Source organism: Kitasatospora sp. NPDC054795 (genome assembly GCF_053611565.1).
This window is the reverse complement of the sequence record NZ_JBSHAP010000050.1, coordinates 18,634-40,002: the sequence shown is the minus strand read 5'-3', so window position 1 is coordinate 40,002 and position 21,369 is coordinate 18,634. Positions and strand designations below refer to the sequence as shown.

The following is a 21,369-nucleotide window of genomic DNA, read 5'->3' as shown; positions in this document are numbered from 1 at the left end:
GCACCCGCACCCGCACCCGCACCCCACCACCGCCATCCACCCCGCGATCGAAAGAGCCTCCGGTGTCCCCTACCGACAACCCGACGAGTGCGCACACCTTCCAGGTGGACCTGCGCGGTCTGGTGGACCTGCTCTCCCACCACCTCTACTCCAGCCCGCGGGTCTACCTGCGCGAGCTGCTGCAGAACGCGGTGGACGCGATCTCCGCCCGCCGCGCCCTCGACCCGGAGGCGCCGGCCAGGATCACCGTCCGCGCCGACGACGTGCTGTCCGTCACCGACACCGGCATCGGCCTGACGGAGAAGGACGTCCACACCTTCCTCGCCACCATCGGCCGCAGCTCCAAGCGCGACGCCGACGGCCGGTTCGACGGCGCCGGGCTGGCCAAGGCCCGCGGCGACTTCATCGGCCAGTTCGGCATCGGCCTGCTCGCCTGCTTCGTGGTCGCCGACGAGATCACCGTGGTCACCCGCTCCGCCGCCACCCCGGACGCCCCGGTGATCGAGTGGCGCGGCAGCTCCGACGGCAGCTACACCATCCGCACGCTGCCCGCCTCGGCCAAGCCCGAGCCGGGCACCACCGTCACGCTGGCCCCGCGCGCCGACGCCGCCGAGTGGACCCGCCCCGGCCGGGTCCTCACCCTGGCCCGGGACTTCGGCAGCCTGCTGCGCCACGACGTCACGGTGATCGACGCCGCCGGCACCGAGCACCGGGTCAACCGCACCCCGCCGTGGGCCGAGCGCCACGCCTCCCCGCTGGCCAGGCGCGACGCGCTCACCGAGTACTGCCGCGCCGCCTTCGACTTCACCCCGCTCGACACCATCGAGCTGGACCTGCCGCTGGTCGGCCTGCGCGGCGTCGCGTACGTGCTGCCGGACGCCGCCCCGCCCTCGCGCCGCAACGGCCACCGGGTGCACCTCAAGGGCATGCTGCTCTCCGACCAGGCCGACGAACTGCTGCCGGACTGGGCCTTCTTCGTCCGCTGCGTCGTCGACACCGACGGGCTGCGCCCGACCGCCTCCCGCGAGGGCCTGTACGCCGACGAGACGCTGGCCGCCGTCCGGGACGCGCTCGGCGCCCGGATCCGCGACTGGCTGACCGGCCTGTCCGCGAGCGACCCGGCGCTGCTGCACCGCTTCCTGTCCGTCCACCACCTGGCCGTCAAGGAACTCGCCCGCTACGACGACGAGTTGCTGCGGATGATGCTGCCCTGGCTGCCGTTCGAGACCACCGACGGCAACGTCACCCTGGACGAGTTCGCCCGCAGCCACCCGACGGTGCTCGTGACCCGTACGGTCGAGGAGTTCCGCCAGGTCGCCCCGATCGCCGCCGCGGCCGGGCTCGGCGTGGTCAACGGCGGCTACACCTACGACCACGACCTGGTCCACCGGCTGCCCGAGATCCGGCCCGGCGTCTCGGTCTCCGACCTCGACCCGGGCACCGTCACCGCGCACCTGGACACCGTGGACCCGGCCGTCGAGCTGGCCGCCAACGCCTTCCTGGCGATCGCCCGCGAGGTCGTCGGCCGGTTCGACTGCGACGTCGCGCTGCGCAGCTTCCACCCGACCAACGCGCCCGCCCTGCTGCTCGACAACCGGGAGGCCCGGCACGAGCGCACCAGGGCCCAGCTCGCCGACGAGGCCGACGGGCTGTGGGCGGACATCCTCGGCTCGCTGCGCGCCGAGGTGCCCCGCGCCCAACTGGTGCTCAACCACCTCAACCCGCTGGTGCGCCGCGCCGCCACCGTCACCAGCCGCGAGCTGGCCGTCACCGCCGTCGAGGCGCTGTACGGGCAGGCCGTGCTGATGACCCGCCGCCCGCTCAAGGCCAGCGAGTCCGCCCTGCTCAACCGCTCGTTCATCAGCCTGCTGGACCACGCCATGCTCGGCCACGAGGCGGCGGGCACCCCCGAAGGCGACAAGGAGGCGTGATGCTGGACACCCCCGACGCGGTGATGGCCGCGCTGCGCGAGAACGACGCCCGCCCGTACGGCCGGACCAGGACCGTCACGGCCGAGGAACTCGTCGACGCAGCCGAGCAGTTCGAGGACACCAGGATCCGCTCGATGGCCCTGCTGGAACTGATGGAGGCCTACGCGTACGACGGCGAGCGCAGCAAGAGCCCGGTCGTCTTCGCCCGCATCCTCAAGCTCTGGGACACCGACCCGGACGGCTTCGGCGAATGGGCCCGGCACCAGGTGCTCTGGCGCTTCAAGTGGGTCGCCGACGCGCTCAAGGACACCCCGGACGTCCCGCTCGCGGCGGTCCGGCGCTGGCACACCGAGCTGCGCGACCGCTACCGCACGGCCGGCCACGACCTCCAGCCGTACTACGCCCAGCGCTACCACCTGGCCGTGCAGACCGGCATCGACGTGCAGGACGCCTACGAGCTGTGGGCGGCCCGCCCGCGCTCCGAGCTGAGCGACTGCCACGCCTGTGAGACCCGCGCCCGCGCCCGGCACTTCATCGCCGCCGGGGACGACGCCCGGGCGCTGGAGGTGATCGCCCCGGTGCTGGACGGCCGCAGCGGCTGCGAGCAGGAGCCCTACCTCAGCCAGGCCACCGCCCTGCTCGCGCAGCTGCGCCGGGGCCGGTTGGACGAGGCCCGCTCCGGCCACCTCTCCGGCTACCGCTACGCCCGGGGCAAGGCCTCGATGCTGAACGCCGTCGGCCTGCACATCGAGTTCTGCGCGCTGTCCGGCAACGAGCCGCGCGGCCTGGAGCTGCTCGCCGAGAACCGGGACCTGTTCGCGGTCACCGGCGAACCCGCCGCCCGGCTGGGCTTCCTGACCGGCGTCGAGGTGCTGGTCGCCCTGCTCGCCCGGGCCGGCCACGGCGAACTCGCGGTCAGCGGCCCGGCGGGCACCACCTGGACGGTGGACTCCCTGCTGGCCCACGTTCGCACCGAGGCCGACGCGCTGGCCGCCCGCTTCGACGCCCGCAACGGCACCGGCGCGGTCGGCGCCGAGCGGCGCGCCCGGCTGGCCGTCGAGCCGCTGCTCGCCGAGCCGCTGGCACTGGGTGTGCGGGCCGTCGCCGCGCCGGGACTGTCCGACGCCCCGGCCGTCGCGCCCGCGCCGCGCCGGACGGTCGAGCCGGAGCCGGAGGACTTCGCCGCCCTGGTGCTGCGGGCCCGCGAGCTGGAGGTGCTCGGCCACCCGGACGCCGACCGGCTGTGGAAGCGGGTCGCCGAGCGCGCCGGGGCCGCGGACTTCGTCCACCCGCGAAGCGCCGAGCTGGGCGGCCCCGAGCGGCTGCGCGCCGAACTCGCCGAGCAGCGCGCCCACGAGGCGCTCCAGCGGGACGCGTGCGCCGAGGGCAAGGCCGGGCTGCTGGCCGCCGCCGAGCTGTTCGAGCAGGCGGGACTGGCCGGGTCGGCGCTGATGTGCCGTGCCCGGACCCTCATCGCGGACCTGGACGAGAGCGACGGGGGCGACGGCGGCTCGGGTCGCAGCGCGGACGCGGATGCGGACGCGGACACCGGGCACAGCGGCCGGCGGGCCGACTGGGCGGCGCTCGACGCGGCGCTGGCGCGGGCCGAGGAGCTGCGCGCCGGCGGCGAACTGACCGACGACGACTACCTGATCGTGCTGCAGACCCGCGCCTACGCCGCCCACCACGACCTGGTCGAGACGCTGCCCGAGCCCGCCGACGAGGTGGCCGAGCGCTTCGAGGCAGTGGTCGGGGCCTACCGGCGCACGGCCGTGGAGCTCGGCTCCGAGCGGCGGGCCGCCACCTCCCGGCAGTACACCGCCGACGCCGCCGCCCGGAAGGGCCTGCTGGCCGAGGCGGAGGCCGAACTGCGCGAGGTGCTGGCCCAGTTGGACGCCGCCGAGCTGCCCTGGCACACCCCGCGGGTGCTCGGCCTGCTGGGCCAGGTGCTGCTGCAGGGCCGCGAGCCGGGCCAGGCGGTCGAGGTGTTCCACCGGGCGCTGGCCGAGGCCGTGCGCTGGGGCGACGACTCCTACCCGTACGCGCCGACGTACATGATGCTCGGCCACGGCTGCCTCCAGGCGGGGGACCTCGGCGGCGCCGTCCGCGCGCTGTCGGAGGCGGCCGCGCGCTACGACCGCAAGGGCGCCGAGGCGGTCGAGGAGGCCGCCCGGGTGCGCATGCAGCTGGCCGACGTGCTGCGCGACACCGGGCGGGCGGCGGACGCGGTCGCCGTGCTGGAGTCGGTGCTGCTGGACGCGTCGGCGGCCCGGCTGGACGTGCGGATGCTCGCCCAGGCCCGGTTGGACCTCGCCCGGGGGCTGTCCGAGCTGGAGGAGCACCGGGACGCCGCCGAGGAGTACCTGCGGCTGGCCGACCTGGTGGCCGGCTGGGAGGACCAGGAGACCCACACCATGGTCGCCTGCGAGGCCACCCTGGCGCTCGCCCGGGCGGAGCGCCGGGACGCCGCCGAGGCGGCGCTGGCCCGCGCCCGCGAGGCGCACCGCAAGGCCCCACAGGTGGACCAGCTGGCGGCCACCCTGCGGGAGCTGGCCCGGATGACGATGCGGGAGCAGGGCGCGGAGGGGCTGGCGGCGGCGCTCGCCCTGCTGGCCGAGGCGGACGCGGTCGGAGAGGCGGCCGAACAGGGCGGCGAGGAGTACAACTCCTGGTACCTGCGCGGTGGTTCGCACTACGAGCGGGCGCGCTCGCTGGCCGTCGCGGGGCGGTACGAGGAGGCGCTGGCCGAGGCCGAGCGGGCCGTCCCGGAGTACGAGGCGGGCGGTGAGCGGGCCGAGTCGCCGCGGGCGGAGTCGGTCCGGCTGGCCGCGCTGATCGAGGGCAGCGACCTCGGTCGCACCGAGGCGGCGGTGGCCCGGCTGACCGCCGGCATCGCGCGCTGCGAGGCGGCCGGACTGTCGGAGGCGGCGGAGGTGCTGGTGGAGCTGCGGGAGCGGTTCGCCGGGGAGTGACCTGAGCGGTGCCCGTGACCTGAGCGGTGCCCGTGACTTGCGCGGTGCCCCGCCGAGGCCCCGCATCCCGCCGAGGCCCGCGCCCCTCCGGTGACGGCGGGGCACGGGCCTCAGCGGGATGCGGCCTCCCCGCCGCACCGGGGTGGTTCGCTCAGCAGGGCCCGTCGTCGGCCCAGACGCCCCACTGGCCGCCGGCGCTCGGCACCTCGTTCAGCGTCCACCACTTGGCGTGGTAGTTGTGCCCGTTGTACGAGACCTTGGCGCCGCCGGTGTACGTGGTGCTCGCGCTCCACGCCGGGGCGGTGCAACTGCCGGGGGTGGTCGGAGGAGTCGTGGGCGGGGTGGTGGGTGGCGTCGTGGGCGGCGTGGTGGGCGGGGTCGCCCCGGCGAACTTCACCGTGTACTTGGTGAAGTCCCAGTCGTTCTGCGCCACGCTGGAGCAGGAGCCGGACAGCCCCGGGTCGACGTTGCCCGCGCACTGGCGGTCCCGGTTGACCGACCAGTAGGTGTACCGGGCCAGGCCGTGCGCGGTGGCGAAGTCCAGCACGGTCTGGAAGTCGGACTGGTGGAAGTACTCGGCGGCGTCGGTGCGGCCGTTCATCATCGACACGCCCTCGTGGGCGTACGCGGTGGCCTCGTTCCAGCCGAAGGTGCTCTGCAGGATCTGGTTGAACTTCACCAGCGCGTCGGTCTGCGCTGCGGCGCCGCTGAAGCCGCCGTCGAACGGCATGATCGAGTAGTTGTCCGGCGTGAAGCCCTGCGACTTGGCCTCGTCGAGCATCTGGGTGCCGAACCAGCCGGTGCCCGCGTTGGTGCCCGCGGTGGTGATCGAGACGTACAGGCCGGGGTTGTTCTGCTGGAGGATCCGGGCCGAGCCGATCTCGTTGTGGATGGCCGCGGTGTTCTCGTACTCCGGCTCCTCCAGGTCGAAGTCGATCGCCTTGAGGCCGTACTTGGTGATCACCTTCTGGTAGCCCGCGGCGGTCGCCTCGGGGGTGCCGCAGACCTGGCCCAGCTTGGTGCCGCCGTACCCGCCGACCGACACCGAGACGTCCCCGCCCTTGCCGCGCACGGTCTGGATGACGCTCGGCATGGTGGTGTCGGTGTCGATCGAGGAGGTGCCGCCCCAGGCGGGCGAGCAGTTGTTGCCCTGGGCCAGGATGAACGCCAGTTGGAAGGCCTTCTGGCCGGTGGCGTCCATGACGGCGGCGGCGTCCGGCGGGCTGTTGTCCTCGGGCATCAGGTACGGCGCCGAGGCATACCAGTTGCTGCCGAGCCCTGCGGCGGCGGCGGTGCCCGTGGTGTCCGCGGAGGCGGAGCCGGTGCCGGCCAGGGCGGCGACGCCGCCGGCGACCAGGCCGAGCGCGGCGGCCACGGCGAGCGCGGCGCGGCGCCCGAGGGCGGGGCGACGGGCGGGGCGGGGTGCGGTGTGCCGGTGGGAATGCGGGGGAAGAGCGCGTTCCATCGGAAGCCTTTCCAGGAAACGGCAGTGGGGGAGGCCGGCCTGGTCGCGCCGGGTGTGGGGGTGGCGCGGCGGCCGAACGGACCGTCGGCGGCGGGTGGTTGCCGAAGGTCCTCACTGGTATAGACCTGTGGGGAAGGGGGGTCAACCCCAAAAGGGTCAAGCCCGCCCGCCACGGGCGCGACGGCGCGCGAGGAGTCCGCCGGGTCCGAGGAGCGCGGCCGGCGATCGAGGGGGTGTCCGCGCGGGCCCTCGCCGAGAGCGCCCGGCGCCGGGGGGCTCAGGCCCCGACGGCGGTGTCCGCGCCCACTCCCGCCAGCAGTCCGCTGACCGCAGGGGCCCACGGGCGGCCGGTCGGCCCGGTCAGCGACAGCGTCCGGTGGACAGCGGGCCGGATCGGGACCAGCACGCAGTCGGCCGGGAGCATGGTCAGCGCCAGCGCGGGCATCACCGAGACCCCGACGCCCGCGTGCACCATGCCGATCAGGGTGTTCAGGTCGCGGATGCGGTGCCGGGGTGTGAAGCGGGTACCGGCCCGCCGGTAGGCCTCGCGGATGTGGCGCTCGCAGCCGCCCTCAGAGAGCAGGAAGTCGTCGTCCTCCAACTCGGCCACGTGGACGGTCGGCTGGTCGGCGAGCGGATGGTCGCGGCGCAGCAGCGCGTGCATCGAGTCGGCGCCGAGCGCGACCGCCCCGGGCGGCAGCGGACCGGCGTCCACCAGCACGGCGGCGTCGACCGTGCCCGCCTCCAGCCAGGCCGCCAGCTCCTCGTCCTCGCCCTCGAAGACCCGGACGGTCAGCTGCGGGTGGGCCGCCCGCCAGTCCTTCAGCAGCCCGGGCAGCAGCGCCTGGCAGACGGTGGTGGGCGCCGCCAGCCGTACGGTGCCGGTCAGGCCGCCGCGGTGCCGGGTGGCGATCGTGCGGACGGCGGCGGCCGAGGCGACGGCCGTCCTGGCGTGCGGGAGGATCTGCTCGCCGAGCGGGGTGGGGCGGCACGGGCTGCCGCGCCGCAGCACGGGCGCGCCGAGGTTGCGCTCCAGCGCGGCGACGGCGTGCGAGACGGCGGACTGGCTGATGCCCAGCTCGTCGGCGGCCGCTCCGAAGCCGCCGGTGTCGGCCACCGCGACCAGTGCCCTGAGCTGGGCCAGGTTGACGTCCGAGGTCATGAGACTTCCTCATCGCGGGTGCGCTGCCACTTGTTGGACTCATGGTCCGGTGCCGGGCCACGCTCTGTCCAGCTGATGGCACGGCCACGAGCGTGGCCACGGACGCGGCCACGGAAACGAGAACGGCCACGGCCACAGCCACGAACACGGACAAGGAGGTGGTGGGGGTGCGGCGCTGGCTGCCGGGCTTCGTGGCCCTGTCGGCGATCTGGGGCGCGAGCTTCGCCCTGATCAAGGTCGCGGTCGACGCGGGGGTGCCGCCGCTCTGGGTGGCGCTGTGGCGCTGCCTGCTGGGCGCGGCCGCACTGTGGGCGATCCTCGTGGTGCGCGGCGAGCGGGTCCCGCGCGACCGGGTGCTGTGGGGTCACTCGGCGGTGGTGGCGGTGCTGCTCAACGCGGTGCCGTTCACCCTCTTCCCGTTCGGCGAGACCAGGGTCAGTTCGGTGCTCGCCGGGGTGATGAACGCGACCACCCCGCTGTTCACCCTGCTGTTCGCGGTGCTGGCCGTCCCCGGGGAGCGCCGCCCGGGCGCCCGCCGACTGGCCGGCCTCGGGCTCGGCTTCCTCGGCGTGCTCACCGTGCTCGGGGTCTGGCACGGCCTCGGCACCGGGGCGACCGCCGGCGCGCTGGCCTGCCTGGCCGCCGCCTGCTGCTACGGCGCCGGCTTCGCCTACCTGCGCCGCTTCCTGGCCGGCCGCCCGGAGTCGGTGACCACCCTCTCCGCGCTCCAGATCGCCTGCGCCGCCGCCGAGTTGGCGCTGGTCGCGCCGCTCGCCGCAGGCGCTCCGCACTGGCCCGGGGCGGGCCCGGCGCTCGCCCTGCTGGTGCTCGGCGTGGTCGGCACCGGCCTGGCGTACCTGCTCAACCTGGCCCTGGTCCGCGGCGCGGGGACGACGGCGGCCTCCGCCGTCACGTACGTGATGCCGCTCTGGTCGACGGCGCTGGGCGCGGCCTTCCTGCACGAGCCGGTGGGCTGGAACGCGCTGGTCGGCGGCGCGCTGGTGATCGCTGCCGTCGCGCTGGCCCGGCCGCGCCCGGCCCTGGTGGCGGCCCAGGGCGGGGCCCCGGCGGAGGACCCGAAGGGCCGTCAGCCGGTCGGTTAGGGTGGACCGGGTGAGCGAGGTCAGCGACGGCGACGGGGGCGGGGGCGGGGGCGGGGACGGCGAAGCGGGCCGCGAGGCGGATCCGCAGCCGACGGCCGTGGGCGAGGCGCTGTGGGCGCACCCGCTGCGCTTCCCGTTCACCCGCTGGGTGCCGCGCTGCTGGGCGTACCTGCTGGGCAGTGCGCTGCTCGGCCCGGTGCTGCTGGCGGTCTTCCTGGTGCTGCTGGTGCTCGGCCTGGGCCTGGGGGCGATCGGCGTCGGGATCCCGCTGCTGGTCGCCCTGGTGCTCGCCGGCATTCCGACCGCCACCGCGGCCCGGTGGCGGCTGCGGCTGGTGGAGCCGGTCCCGCTGCCCGACCCGCACCGAAGCCTGCCCGGGGCGGGCCGCCGGGCCCGCATCCGCACCCGGCTGCGCGAGCGGGCCACCTGGCGCGAACTCGCCCATGCCGCACTCGCCTCGACGGTGCTGGCCGCCGCCGGGCTCGGCTTCACCGCGCTGCTGGTGCTCTCCGGCCTGTACGTGCTCTCCCCGCTGGTGGTCTGGGCGCTCGCGCCGGAGACCGTGATGCTGATCCCCGGGCACGCCGTCCCCGGGCCGCTCGCCGCCCTGCCGTTCACCGCCGCCGGGCTGGCGGGCCTGCTGCTCTGCGCGTACGCCGGGGCGCTGCTGACCGTCGCCGAGGTCGCGCTGGCCCGCTTCCTGCTCGCCCCCCGGGAGGACGACCTCGGTCGCCAGGTGCTCGAACTCACCCGTTCCCGGGCCAGGTTGGCCGACGCCTTCGAGGCCGAGCGGCGCCGGATCGAGCGCGACCTGCACGACGGGGCGCAGCAGCAGCTGGTCGCGCTCAGCATGACCCTCGGGCTCGCCGAGTACGAGCTGCGCGACCGGCAGGGCCGGGCGGCGGACCTCGTCACCCGGGCGCGAGGTGAGGCCCGGCAGGCGTTGGAGCAGCTGCGCGGACTGGTGCGCGGCATCCACCCGCAGGTGCTCACCGACCACGGGCTCGCCGCCGCCGTCGCCGAGGTCGCGCTGCGTCACCCGATCCCGGTGGCCGCCGACATCGAGCTCCCGGAGCGGCTGCACCCGACCGTGGAGGCCACCGCCTACTTCACCGTCACCGAGGCGCTCACCAACGCCGCCAAGCACAGCGGTGCCACCGCGATCACCGTCCGCGGGCGGGTCGCGGGGGGCCGGCTGGTCGTCCAGGTGACCGACGACGGCCGCGGCGGGGCGGACCCGGCCGCCGGGGCCGGACTGGCGGGACTCGCCGACCGGGTGGCACTGCTGAGAGGACGGCTGATGGTGACGAGCCCGACGGGCGGCCCGACGACGCTGCGGCTGGAGGTCCCGTGCTCCGGGTCGTGATCGCCGAGGACGCGGTGCTGCTGCGCGCCGGACTGGTCGAGCTCCTCGCCCTGGGCGGCCACCGGGTGACCGCCGCCGTCGGCGACGCCGAGGCGCTGGCCGCGGCCGTCGACGCCGAGCGGCCGGACATCGTGGTCACCGACGTCCGGATGCCCCCCGACCACACCGACGAGGGCCTGCGCGCCGCCCTCGCCCTGCGCGAGCGGCACCCCGGCCTGCCCGTCCTGGTCCTGTCCCAGTACGTGGCCACCCCGTACGCGACCCGGCTGCTGGCTGCCGCCGGTGCTCAACCGGCAGGTCTGGGCTACCTGTTGAAGGACCGGGTCGGTGACGTCGCGGACTTCCTGGACGCGCTGCGGCGGGTCGCGGACGGGGAGACGGTGATCGACCCCGACGTGGTCCGGGTGCTGCTGCGCGGCCGGTCGGGCGACCGCCCGCTGGCCCGCCTCACCCCGCGCGAGCGCGAGGTGCTCGCGCTGCTGGCCGAGGGCCTCAACAACCAGGCCGTGGCGGCCCGGTTGAGCATCACCGAGGCCTCGGTGGTGAAGCACTGCGGGAACATCTTCATGAAGCTGGACCTGGACCCGACCGAGGGCAACCGGCGGGTGCTCGCAGTGCTGGCGCACCTGCGCGGCGAGTGACCGGAGCACGCGTCGGACGGCAATTCACCCACTTGTCACAGGGGTTGTGCGGCCGGAACGATGGCGTCATGGAGAGGACACGGGAACCGCAGAGCGCAATCGTCAACCGGCTGCTCAAGGGCGAGGCGACCAGGGAGGACACCACGACGGCGCAGACCAACTTCCTGCTGTGGCTGCGGCAGGAGTGGGCCGGGGACGGCGACCGGGCGCTGGCGGCCTGCCAGGACACGCTGACGGCGGCCGGGGGCGAGGAGTGGCAGGCCATGCCGGAGCGGGATCTGTCCGCCCACGTCTGGCTGTTCAGCTTCTCCTGCCCGAGCCGCGACGACCTGCCGGGCCAGGCGAGGAACTGGGTGACGGCGGTCCGCGCCAACGGCGGGGCGCCCGCCATCGCCCGACTGGTCAGGCACCTGCGGGGGCAGGCGGAGTGACCGGTCCGGCCGGAGCCTCCCGGGCGGACGGAGGCCCGGGAACGGCCGGAGCGACTGGAGGGACCAGGGCGGCCGGGGGACGGGGAACAGCCGGAGCGACCGGAACAGCCGGAGCGACCGGGGTGCCCGGGCCCGGCAGCGGCGAAGCGGGGTCCAGCAACTCCGTGAGTTGCCGCGCCGAGGCCTCCCAGGTCCAGTGCTCCTCGACCCAGCGCCGCCCCGCCGCCCCCATCCGGGCCCGCTCGGCGGGCGGGGCCAGCAGGAGGCGGGTCAGGGCGGCGGCCACCTCGGCGGGATCGCGGCCGTCGACGACCGTGCCGGTGACGCCGTCCAGGACGGTGTCCGGGGCGCCGCCGGAGCGGCCGGCCACCACCGGGAGGCCGGCCGCGGCCGCCTCCAGGAAGACGATCCCCAGGCCCTCGGCCTCCAGGCCCAGCCGCCGGGTGCGGCACGGCATCGCGAAGACGTCCGCGCCGGCGTAGTGGACGGCCGTCCCGGCGTGGTCCAGGCCGCCGGTGAACACCACGCCGCCCGGCTCGGTCAGCCGGCCGGCCAGGTCCCGCAGCCGGTCCTCGTCCGGGCCCCGGCCGACCAGCACCAGAGTGGCCCCGGGCACGGCCCGGCGGATCGCGGGCAGCGCGCGGATCAGCGTGTCCTGCCCCTTGCGCGGGACCAGTCGCGCCACGCAGAGGACCACCGGGGCGGCGGCCGGCACCGCGGCGGTGCCGGCCGGCCGGAAGACCGACGGGTCGACCCCCGGTACCAGGCGCACCAGCCGGGCGTCCGGCCCGAGCGCGGGGGCGATCCGGGCGCGGGTGTAGGCCCCGAGGAAGGTCACCGCGTCCGTGCTGCGGCCGATCCGGCGCAGCAGGCCGCGGGCGCCAGGGGTGCGGGCCCACCAGATCTCGTGTCCGTGCGTGGTGGCGACCGTGCGGCGGATGCCGGGCGCCAGCCGCCGCAGGCCGGGCGTCATCGCGGCGAGCGGGGCGGCGGCGCCGAACCAGACCCGGTCGCAGCCGTGGGCGCGGGCTATCGCGGCGGCCCGGCGGGTGGCCCGCGGGGTCGGCAGCAGGGTGCGGGCGCGGTCGCGGATCACCGGGTAGGGGAGAGCGGCGTCGTGGCGCTCCGCGCCGGGTTCGGCCGAGGTGTAGACCACGACGTCGTGGTCGGGGACGCGGTCGGCCATGGCCCGGACGAAGGTTTCGATGCCGCCCTGGCGCGGCGGGAAGTCGTTGGTGACGACGAGGGTGGTGCCCATGGCAGGCCTTTCGGAACGGAGAGCGGAACGGTGGCCGGAACGGAGGACGAGAGGGGGAGCAGAACGAGGACGAGCGGCAGCGCGAGGTAGCCGAACCGCCCGGCGGGCGCCAGCAGGAAGGCCGCGGTCAGCCCGAGGGCCAGCCGGTGCGCCGCCGCGGGCGCGGTGCGGGGCGGTCGGAGGGGCAAGGACGCCCCGACGGCGAGCCCGGCGATCAGCAGCAGGCCGACGGCGGCGTACCAGCCGGGCGGGCCGAGATCGGCGAGCAGCCGTCCGGGCAGCGGGCTGGCGGCCGGGGTGGGCAGCCGGCCGCGCCCGGTGGGGAAGGCGAACACCTGCTCCACCAGCGGCCCGGGCGCGCGCAGCGCCACCGGCAGCACGGCCACCGCCGCCGCGCCCACCGCGACGGCCGCCCCGCGCAGTGCCGCCCGCCGTCCGGCCGTGGCCGCCAGCAGGGCGGTCACCACGGCGAGCGCGGGCCAGGCCGTCCACTTCAGCGAGCAGGCGGCGGCCAGTGCCAACCCGGCCGCCACCGGCCGCCGTTCGGCGGCGCGGACCAGGGCGAGCCAGCAGAGGCCGATGACCGGCAGGTCGACCCCGCTGACGCAGAGCGGCAGCGCGACCACCGGCGAGGCGGTGAGCGCGGCTGCGCCGAGCCGGCGCCCGGCGGGCACCGTCCGCAGCACGCAGACCAGGAACACCGCCGCACACCAGAGCCGGGCGTCGCCCAGTGGTGACCCGCCCAGCGGCGAGTCGTCCAGCAGCGCCCGGGGCAGGCCCAGCAGGGCCATGCCGGGGAGGTACGGGGTGTACTGGGCGACGGACGCCGGCTCGGCCAGGTACGGCGTGCCGGTGTGCAGCAGCAGCGACCCGGAGCGCTCGATCACCCCGACCTCGCTCTGCCCCCGCCCGGCCGGCACCAGCACGAGCAGCGGCACCAGCACCGCCCCGACGGCGGCGACCGCCACCGACACCTCACGCCCGCGCCGCCGCACCAGCGCCACGGCGAGTGCCGCCGACAGGTACCCGCAGGCCGCGAACGTCCCCCAACTCCGGTGCGGCCCGAGCCCGGACAGCACCGGAAACGCCCCCGCCCACCCGGCCGTCACCAGCCACCCGCCGCACCACCACCACGCCCGTTTCGTCACCTCTTCATTGCATCGCCGCAGCTCGGCGGGGTCATCACGGCCAAGTCGAGTCCTGTGGTGGGGTTTTCCCCACCTCCGCCAGGACGGCGACGACTGCGGCCACGGTGGCGAGGGCCGGGGAGGGCCGGGGAGGGCCGGGGAGGGCTGCGGAGGGGCCTCGGGGCACGGCGGGGACGGGCCCGCCCCCTGCGCTGACGTTCGGTGGCCGGTGGATTACTGATCGTCCCCGGCCCACCGCTATCCTCGCCCTGTGGTGAGGTCGTGGGATGCGGCGGTGGAACGGGCACAGGACCGGCTGGCGGCGGGGCCGCGGCTGCGGGCGGCCGGTCCGGGGGAGGAACGGCGGTTCGCCCTCTGGGATTTGGCGTCCCAAGTGGAGGGTGAACTGGGCGAGCTGGTGGACCCGGACGGGCTGGCGCCGCCGGCGGAGCGCGGGTGGCGGGAGCGGCTGGGGGAGAGCGGGCGGGAGTGGCCGGGCGGGGAGCTGTACCGGCGGCGCTACTGGATCCAGGACGACGCGGGCGCGGTGGTGGGCACCGTCGCGGTGGACAACTGGACCAAGGGTCCGAGCCAGCTCGCCGTCTCCTCCCTCTACGTGACGCCGGCCGCGCGCGGCCGGGGCCTGGCCGCCGCCGCGCTGGACGAGGTGTACGCGGCGGCCACCGCCGAGGGCCTGCCGGGGTTCCGGCTGGAGGCGCACTGGACCTGGCAGCCGGCGGTCCGCTACTACCTGCGCCGGGGGCTGTGGGTGGTGGGCTGGAAGCATTCGCTGTCCTTCGCCCGGATGCCCCAGCTCCCCGTGCACCGGGTGCGGGAGGAGGACGGCCGGCTGCTCCTGCTGGTCGCCGACCGGCTGCGCGGCTGGGTGCCGATACTGGCCGCCGGGCAGGAGGGCCGCTGGCTGCGGCTGGACGAGACGGCGGACTACCGGGGCTGCGACGGCTGGGTGCACGAGTACGCCCGCTCCACGCTGGCCCTGTGCCTGGCGCTGGCCGGCCGCCCGCTGGTGCGCGGCCCGCAGTGGTGGGCGGAGGCGTGGCGCTGGTCGGACGCGGGGGAGCCGGAGGGCCTGGCGTGCCGGATCGAGGAGTTCGAGCGGGCGGCCCGGAAGGCGGGCCGGCCGATGGTGAGCCCGTACCGCCCGGCCTCGCCGCCGCAGTCCGAGCCGCCGCGCTCCGAGCCGCCGCGCTTTGAGCCGTCGCGCTCCGAGTCGCCTCGGTCGGGGCCGCCTCGGTCGGGGCTGCCGGAGCAGGCTCCGCCGGCATTCCCGCAGCTGGCAGACTCGGGGGATGGCTGAGATCGAGATCGACGGCGCCCCTGCCGACCCGGCGCGGCTGGCCGCGCTGGGGCTGCTCAACTACGGGCACTTCACCACCCTGCGGGCGGAGGAGGGCCGGGTGCGCGGTCTGGCGCTGCACCTGGACCGGCTGGTCCGGGACTGCCGGGTGCTGTTCGGCACCGAGCTGGACCGGGCGGCGGTGCGGGCGCGGATCGGCGCGGTGCTGCCCGCCGACGGCGCGCCGGTGACCGTCCGGGTCACCGTGTACGACCCGGAGCTCGGCCTGGAGCGCCCCGCGGCCCCGGCCGCACCCGCCCTGCTGGTGACCACCCGCCCGGCCACGGCGGCCGCGCCCGCCCCGCTGCGGGTCCGCACCGCCGCGTACCGGCGGGAGCTGCCGGAGGTGAAGCACGTCGGCCTGTTCGGCTTGGTGCACCACCGCCGCTTGGCCCAACTGGCGGGCTTCGACGACGTGTTGCTGGTCGACGAGGACGGCCTGGTGGTCGAGGGCGCGACCTGGAACGTGGGTTTCCTCGCCGAGGAGAAGCTGGTCTGGCCGCAGGGGCCGAGCCTGCCGGGCGTGACCGAGGCCCTGCTGTCCGGCGCGTACCGCGGTCCGCAGTCCCGCGAGCCGCTGGCCGCCGACGGGCTGGACCGCTTCACCGCCGCCTTCGCGGTGAACGCCGGTGTCGGGGTGTGCCCGCTGGCGGCCGTGGACGGCACCGCCTTCGACCCCGCCCACCCGGTGCTCGCCGAGCTGCGCGCCGTCTACCTGGGGGTTCCCGCCGAACCGGTGGGGGGATAACCCCACCTCCGGTCCGCCGGTGGCCTGCATGGTTCGCGGAGTCCGTTCTCCCTAGGTTGGAGCACGTTGACGACGAGCGACGCTACGACGCGGAACCGAAGGAAGGCCCACCCATGGCACGCCGCCAAGACCGCCGCAGGACCGACGAGTTCGGGACGGACCAGTACGGCACCGATGGGTACGCCCCCGCCGCCCACGCCGCCCACGGGTACGGCACCCCCTACGGCACCGCCCCGCAGGCGGCCCCCGCGATCGAGCTGCGAGGGGTGCGCCGCACCTACGGGCGCGGCGAGGCGACGGTGCAGGCGCTGCGCGGGATCGACCTGGCGCTGGCCCACGGCAGCTTCACCGCGGTGATGGGTCCGTCCGGCTCCGGCAAGTCCACCTTCCTCCAGTGCGCGGCGGGCCTGGACCGCCCGGACTCCGGTCAGGTCCGGCTCGGCGGCGAGGACATCACCGCGCTGAGCGAGAACCGGCTCACCAAGCTGCGCCGCAGCCGGATCGGCTTCGTCTTCCAGTCCTTCAACCTGCTGCCCTCGCTGACCGTCGAGCAGAACGTGCTGCTCCCGCAGCGGCTCGCCGGGGAACGCCAGGACCGCGCCCGGGCGCGGGAGCTGCTGGGCCGGGTGGGTCTCGGCGAGCACGCCCGGCGCCGGCCCGGCCAGCTCTCCGGCGGCCAGCAGCAGCGGGTGGCGATCGCCCGCGCGCTGATCACCCGCCCGGACGTGGTGTTCGCCGACGAGCCGACCGGCGCCCTGGACACCCGGACCGCTCACGAGGTGCTCGCGCTGCTGCGCCAGGCCGTGGACTCGCTCGGCGCGACCGTGGTGATGGTGACCCACGACCCGGTGGCCGCCTCCTTCGCCGACCGGGTGCTGTTCCTGGCCGGCGGCGGGATCGTGGACGACCTGCCGCACCCGAGCCCGCAGACCGTCGCGGACCGGATGGTCGCGCTGACCGCCCGCCCGGTGGGAGCAGCGGCGTGACGAACGGACTCGCGCGCTCCTCGGTGCGCTTTCGGCCCGCGTCCTTCGCGGGCACCCTGGTCGCCCTGCTGCTGGGCGCCGTCGTGGTGGTGGCCTGCGGCGTGCTGCTGCAGACCGGTCTGACCGCGAGCCTGAAGCCCGCCCGGTACGCGGACGCCCCGGTGGTGGTCGCGGCCGAGCAGGCGGTGAAGATCCAGAAGAAGGTCGGCAAGGACACCCAGACGGTGGAGCAGGCCACCCCGGAGCGGGCCCGGACGGACGCCGCGCTGGTCGGCCGGCTGGCCGCGCTGCCCGGGGTCGCGGCCGCCCGCCCGGACACCGCCTTCCCGCTGCCCGCCACCGGCCCGGCGCTGGCCCTGACCGGCCGGGGCTTCGCCGCGCTCGGCATCGCCGGACCGGGCGACACCCTGGTCGAGGGCCGCGCGCCCGGCGCGAACGAGGTGGTGCTGGACGCCGACACGGCGCACGCCGCCCACCTCGCCCCCGGCGCGCGCCTCACGCTCACCGCGCCCGGCGGCACCGCGGACTACCGGGTCTCCGGCCTGGCCGCCGCCCAGCAGGCCGGGCCCACCGCCTGGTTCGCCGACGCCACCGCCGACCGCCTCTCCGGCCACCCCGGCCGGATCGACGCCGTCGCCGTCCAGCCCCGCGCGGGTGTGAGCACCGCCGCGCTCGCCGCACAGGTCCGCCAGGCCGTCGGCGGCGAGGCCAGGACCTTCACCGGCGACGACCGGGGCGCCGTCGAGCACCCCGCCCTCGGCGGCGCCCGAAGCCTGCTGATGGCCCTCGGCGGCACCTTCGGCGGCTACGCCACCATGACCGCGGTCTTCGTGGTGATGAGCACCGTCGCCCTCGCCACCGGCCAGCGCGCCCGCGAGTTCGCCCTGCTGCGCGCCGTCGGCGCCACCCCGCGCCAGATCCGCCGCACCATCGCCGCCGAGGCGATGCTGGTCGCGCCGCTCGCCGCGGCGCTCGGCATCCTGCCCGGACTCGCCCTCGCCCGCTGGTGGTTCGGCCAGCTGGTCGAGCGCGGCGCCGTCCCCGCGGACGTCCGCCTGGACATCGGCCCGCTGCCGATGCTCGTCGCCGTCCTCGCCTGCACCCTCGCCGCGCTGACCGCCGGCTTCCTGGCCTCCCGTCGGCCGTCCCGGATGCGGGCCGCCCAGGCACTCGGCGAGGCCTCCGTCGAACCGCCCCACCCGGGCCGGGTGCGCACCGTCCTCGGGCTGGTCTTCGCCGCCGGCGGCGCCGCGGCCGCCGCCGTCGCCAACTCCCTGGACGGCGTCCAGGCCGCCCAGACCGCGCTCGGCGTGGTGATGTGCCTGATGATGGCCGTCGCCCTGCTCGGCCCCTGGCTGGCCCGGGCCGCCGCCGTGATCCTCGGCGCCCCGCTGCGGGCCGGCGGCGCCCCCGGCTCGCTGGCCGCCGACAACACCCGCGCCAACGCCCGCCGGCTGGCCTCCGCGATCACCCCGATCGTCCTGGTCACCGCCTTCTGCGGCACCCTGCTGATCCTGCAGAGCACCGTGCGCCACACCGCCGGCGAGAACGTCCGGGCCGGCGTCACCGCCGACCACGTGGTCGGCGCCACCGGCCCCGGCCTGCCCGCCGGGACGGCCGAGCGGGCGGCCCGGGTGCCCGGCGTGGACACCGCCGTCGGCGTGCTGCGCACCGGCGTCGTCTACGAGAACGGCGGCCAGCTGGGCTCCGCCCCCGTGCTCGGCGTCGACGGCGACCCGGCGCGGCTGCCGAAGGTGCTCGACCTGGGCGTGCGCAGCGGCACGCTCGCCGACCTCGGCCGCGCCCCCGACACCATCGCGCTGAGCGCCACCCTGGCCGACGCGCTCGGCGCCGGCGTCGGCGACCGGGTCCCGCTCCGGCTCGGCGACGGCACCGCCGTCCGGCCCGCCGTGGTCGCGGTGTACGACCGCGGGCTCGGCGTCGGCCAGGCGCTGCTGCCCCGGGCCGCGGTGGCCGCGCACGTCACCGCCGGGTACGACAGCCAGGTGCTGGTCGCCGACGCGCCGGGCGCCGACCCCGCGGCGGTGGCCGCCGGGCTGGGCACGCTGGCCGGGGCCGCGGTGACCGACCGGGCCGGGTTCGTCGCCCAGTCCGACAAGGACCTGGAGCTCAACGGCTGGGCCAACACCATGATGGCCGCCGTGCTCGGCGGGTTCGCCGCCGTCAGCGCCGCCAACACCCTGGTGATGACGGTGCTGGACCGGCGCCGCGAGGTCGCGCTGCTGCGCCTGGCCGGCACCACCCGGCGCCAGGTGCGCGGCATGATGCGCTGGGAGGCGCTGCTGGTGGCCTCCACCGGGCTGGCGGTCGGCGCGGCCATCGCCGGGATCACCCTGGTGCCGGTCGCCCGGGGCGTGGCCGGCGCCGCCCCGTACGTGCCGCCGATGCTCGCCCTGCCGCTGGCCGCCGGAGCCGTGCTGCTCTGCCTCGCGGCGACCGGGATGCCGGTCCGGGCGCTGCTGCGGACCCGGCCGGCGGCGCTGGGCGCGGTGCGCCAGTAGCGGGCCGGGGCCAGGTCGGGAAGGGGGTGCCCTTGAGGACGACTCAAGGGCACCCCCTTCCTTCGGGTGAGAACGACGGCCCGAGCGGGAGGTTCACGGGAACCACTTGACCGTCCAATGACCTTGGCAAGAGCTGATCGTGATGTCGCATCAGCTACGCTCGCGGCCGCCCCGCCAGACCGTCGACGCAGAGAGTAGCCCGACATGAGCAGTCCCCCCGCGGCCCCCGCGCCCCGTTGGCCGCTGATCCTGCTGCGCACCTCCACCACCCTGCTGGCCCTGCTGTCACTGCTCCAGGTCATGCTGGCCGGCAGCTTCCTGAACGGCACCTACGACTCCCTGAAGGACCACGAGGGCAACGCGATGATGCTGGCCACCGTGGTGGTGATCCAGCTCGCGGTGGCCGTCGCCGTCCGGTGGCCCGGCCGGGGCCCGCTCTGGCCGCTGTGGAGCACCCTCCTGCTCACCGCCGCCGTCGTCGGCCAGATCACGGCCGGCTACGCCCGGGCGCTCGGCGTGCACGTCACGCTCGGCGTCCTGCTGGTCAGCGGCGTGCTGTTCGGCCTGGTCGGCGCCTGGCGGCTGCCGCTGCCCGCCAGGCACGCCCCGGGCGTCGGCGGCCCGGACGGCACCGGACGGCTGCCGCGCCCCGGCGGACCGGTGGAGGTGTCCCGGTGAACCGGCGCCGGTTCCTGGGCGTCGGCGCCTCCGTCCTCGGCGCGGGCGCCCTGGCCGCCGTCGCCGTCCCCTCCGCCGCCCGGCTGCTCGCCGAGGGCCGCCCCGGGCGACTGCTGAGCAGCGAACTCGACCTGCCGGAGGCCTTCCGGGCCGCGCTGCCGGTGCCGCCCGTGCTGCAGCCGGTGCGCAGCGACGCGACGGGCGACTACTACGAGATCACCCAGCAGGTCGCCCGGCTGGAGATCCTGCCCGGGGTACGGACCGAGGCGTGGACGTACGGGGGCGGCTTCCCCGGGCCGACCGTGGTCACCCGCGCCGGGCGGGCGGCGCTGGTCAAGCACCGCAACGAGCTGCCGGTGCCCTCGGTGACCCACCTGCACGGCGGACACACCCCGGCGGACAGCGACGGCTACCCGGTCGACCTGCTGCTGCCGGTCGGATCCTCGGCGGACGCCACGTCCGGTACGGCCGGAATGGCGGGCATGCCCGGCATGGCGGGGATGGCCGGAATATCCGGGGCGGACCACCCGGCGGCCCGCACCGCCGTCGGCGAGCGCACGTACACCTATCCCGGCAAGCAGCGCGCCGCCACCCTCTGGTACCACGACCACCGGATGGGCTTCACCGGCCCCGGCGTCTGGCGCGGACTGGCCGGCTTCCACCTCGTGCACGACGACGAGGAGGCCGCGCTGCCGCTGCCGCGCGGCGACCGGGATCTGCCGCTGATGATCGCCGACCGCTCCTTCGCCGCCGACGGCTCCTTCCGCTACCCCGCCGTCGACCCGAAGCTCGCCGAGCCGGGCGTCACCGACGCCTACGCCAACGGCGTGCTCGGCGACGTCATCCTGGTCAACGGCGCGCCCTGGCCCCGGCTGGACGTCGACCGGGCGCACTACCGGCTGCGGCTGCTCAACGCCTCCAACGCCCGGCTCTACCGGCTCGAACTCGACCCGCAGCCCGAGGGCGGCGGCGCCCTGGTCCAGATCGGCTCCGACGGCGGCCTGCTCGCCGCCCCGGTCCGGCACGACGGCATCGAGATCGCCTCCGCCGAACGCTTCGACGTCGTGGTCGACTTCTCCCGCTACGCGCCCGGCACCCGGGTCCGGCTGGTCAACCGCTTCGGCAGCGGCCGGACGGCCGAGGTGATGCGCTTCGACGTCACCGCGAAGCAGCCGGCCGACGACGCGACGGTGCCCGACCGGCTCGCCACCGTCGAGGCCCTGGACGCCTCCGCGGCCGTCACCACCCGCGACTTCACCTTCCGGCGCAGCCGCGGCGACGGCTGGACCATCAACGGCCGCCCGTACACCCCCGGCCGGAGCATCGCCACGCCGGACCTCGGCGCGGTCGAGCTCTGGCGCTTCTCCACCGACCTGCACCACCCGGTGCACGTCCACCTGGACCACTTCCAGGTGATCGGCCGCAACGGCGCGGACCCGGGCCCGTACGACGCCGGATGGAAGGACACCGTGGACCTGCGTCCGGCCGAGGCGGTGGAGGTGCTCGTGCGCTTCACCGACTACGCGGGGGCGTACATGCTGCACTGCCACAACCTGGAGCACGAGGACATGGCGATGATGGCGGATTTCACGGTGCGCTGAGGACCGGGCCACCCGGACGGC

The 21,369-nt window shown here is 76.2% G+C and carries 16 protein-coding genes; 12 read left to right on the top strand and 4 right to left on the bottom strand.

Annotation, left to right across the window (positions count from 1 at the left end; all coding sequences use genetic code 11):
* Window positions 1–62 precede the first annotated feature (62 nt).
* Together ACWGJO_RS19620 and ACWGJO_RS19615 are read left to right on the top strand one after the other, a co-directional pair.
* On the top strand, window positions 63–1,931 hold the full coding sequence (locus tag ACWGJO_RS19620; protein WP_452185336.1) for an HSP90 family protein: 1,869 nt from the start codon (window positions 63–65) through the stop codon (window positions 1,929–1,931).
* On the top strand, window positions 1,931–4,903 hold the full coding sequence (locus tag ACWGJO_RS19615) for a tetratricopeptide repeat protein (RefSeq protein ID WP_452185334.1): 2,973 nt from the start codon (window positions 1,931–1,933) through the stop codon (window positions 4,901–4,903). The genes ACWGJO_RS19620 and ACWGJO_RS19615 overlap by 1 nt, the downstream gene beginning before the upstream one ends.
* A 151-nt stretch (window positions 4,904–5,054) precedes the next feature.
* On the opposite strand, the gene ACWGJO_RS19610 is transcribed toward ACWGJO_RS19615, so the two are convergent.
* Together ACWGJO_RS19610 and ACWGJO_RS19605 are read right to left on the bottom strand one after the other, a co-directional pair.
* A complete protein-coding gene (locus ACWGJO_RS19610; RefSeq protein WP_452185332.1) occupies window positions 5,055–6,368 on the bottom strand; it encodes a chitinase in 1,314 nt (437 codons plus the stop codon).
* Window positions 6,369–6,645: 277 nt separating this feature from the next.
* Window positions 6,646–7,530 (bottom strand): LysR family transcriptional regulator, encoded by an 885-nt coding sequence (locus ACWGJO_RS19605; protein WP_387689863.1) that lies wholly within the window; start codon window positions 7,528–7,530, stop codon window positions 6,646–6,648.
* A 167-nt stretch (window positions 7,531–7,697) separates the two neighbouring features.
* On the opposite strand from ACWGJO_RS19605, the gene ACWGJO_RS19600 reads away from it, so the two are divergent.
* The 4 genes from ACWGJO_RS19600 to ACWGJO_RS19585 all read left to right on the top strand — a co-directional run bounded on the left by ACWGJO_RS19600 (window position 7,698) and on the right by ACWGJO_RS19585 (window position 11,071).
* A complete protein-coding gene (locus ACWGJO_RS19600; RefSeq protein WP_452185329.1) occupies window positions 7,698–8,633 on the top strand; it encodes a DMT family transporter in 936 nt (311 codons plus the stop codon).
* A 97-nt stretch (window positions 8,634–8,730) separates the two neighbouring features.
* The gene (locus tag ACWGJO_RS19595; RefSeq protein ID WP_452185362.1) at window positions 8,731–9,999 is read left to right on the top strand and encodes a sensor histidine kinase; all 1,269 of its coding nucleotides are present in this window, start codon (window positions 8,731–8,733) and stop codon (window positions 9,997–9,999) included.
* On the top strand, window positions 9,984–10,640 hold the full coding sequence (locus tag ACWGJO_RS19590; RefSeq protein WP_359897632.1) for a response regulator transcription factor: 657 nt from the start codon (window positions 9,984–9,986) through the stop codon (window positions 10,638–10,640). Before ACWGJO_RS19595 ends, ACWGJO_RS19590 begins: the two co-directional genes overlap by 16 nt.
* 68 nt (window positions 10,641–10,708) lie before the next feature.
* Complete coding sequence (locus ACWGJO_RS19585; protein ID WP_387689857.1) at window positions 10,709–11,071, top strand: hypothetical protein; 363 nt, start codon at window positions 10,709–10,711, stop codon at window positions 11,069–11,071.
* On the opposite strand, the gene ACWGJO_RS19580 is transcribed toward ACWGJO_RS19585, so the two are convergent.
* Together ACWGJO_RS19580 and ACWGJO_RS19575 are read right to left on the bottom strand one after the other, a co-directional pair.
* A complete protein-coding gene (locus ACWGJO_RS19580; RefSeq protein WP_452185326.1) occupies window positions 11,043–12,257 on the bottom strand; it encodes a glycosyltransferase family 4 protein in 1,215 nt (404 codons plus the stop codon). The two genes, ACWGJO_RS19585 and ACWGJO_RS19580, sit on opposite strands and share 29 nt — an antisense overlap.
* On the bottom strand, window positions 12,164–13,477 hold the full coding sequence (locus tag ACWGJO_RS19575; RefSeq protein ID WP_452185324.1) for a glycosyltransferase 87 family protein: 1,314 nt from the start codon (window positions 13,475–13,477) through the stop codon (window positions 12,164–12,166). The genes ACWGJO_RS19580 and ACWGJO_RS19575 overlap by 94 nt, the downstream gene beginning before the upstream one ends.
* A 274-nt stretch (window positions 13,478–13,751) precedes the next feature.
* Here ACWGJO_RS19575 and ACWGJO_RS19570 point away from each other — a divergent pair, with 274 nt between their 5' ends.
* From ACWGJO_RS19570 to ACWGJO_RS19545, 6 genes are all read left to right on the top strand, one after another.
* Window positions 13,752–14,774: a GNAT family N-acetyltransferase gene (locus ACWGJO_RS19570; protein ID WP_452185322.1), complete on the top strand. Its 1,023-nt coding sequence runs from the start codon at window positions 13,752–13,754 to the stop codon at window positions 14,772–14,774.
* Window positions 14,767–15,561, top strand: coding sequence for an aminotransferase class IV (locus ACWGJO_RS19565; protein WP_452185320.1), 795 nt, complete (start codon window positions 14,767–14,769; stop codon window positions 15,559–15,561). Before ACWGJO_RS19570 ends, ACWGJO_RS19565 begins: the two co-directional genes overlap by 8 nt.
* Before the next feature lie 113 nt (window positions 15,562–15,674).
* Entirely contained in the window at window positions 15,675–16,547 is an 873-nt protein-coding gene (locus tag ACWGJO_RS19560; RefSeq protein ID WP_452185318.1) for an ABC transporter ATP-binding protein, read from the top strand.
* The gene (locus ACWGJO_RS19555) at window positions 16,544–19,069 is read left to right on the top strand and encodes an FtsX-like permease family protein (RefSeq protein ID WP_452185316.1); all 2,526 of its coding nucleotides are present in this window, start codon (window positions 16,544–16,546) and stop codon (window positions 19,067–19,069) included. Before ACWGJO_RS19560 ends, ACWGJO_RS19555 begins: the two co-directional genes overlap by 4 nt.
* 204 nt (window positions 19,070–19,273) lie before the next feature.
* Window positions 19,274–19,747, top strand: coding sequence for a hypothetical protein (locus ACWGJO_RS19550; protein WP_452185314.1), 474 nt, complete (start codon window positions 19,274–19,276; stop codon window positions 19,745–19,747).
* Window positions 19,744–21,348 carry a multicopper oxidase family protein gene (locus ACWGJO_RS19545; protein ID WP_452185312.1) on the top strand — a complete coding sequence of 535 codons (1,605 nt, stop codon included), beginning with the start codon at window positions 19,744–19,746 and terminating at the stop codon, window positions 21,346–21,348. The genes ACWGJO_RS19550 and ACWGJO_RS19545 overlap by 4 nt, the downstream gene beginning before the upstream one ends.
* Window positions 21,349–21,369 lie beyond the last annotated feature (21 nt).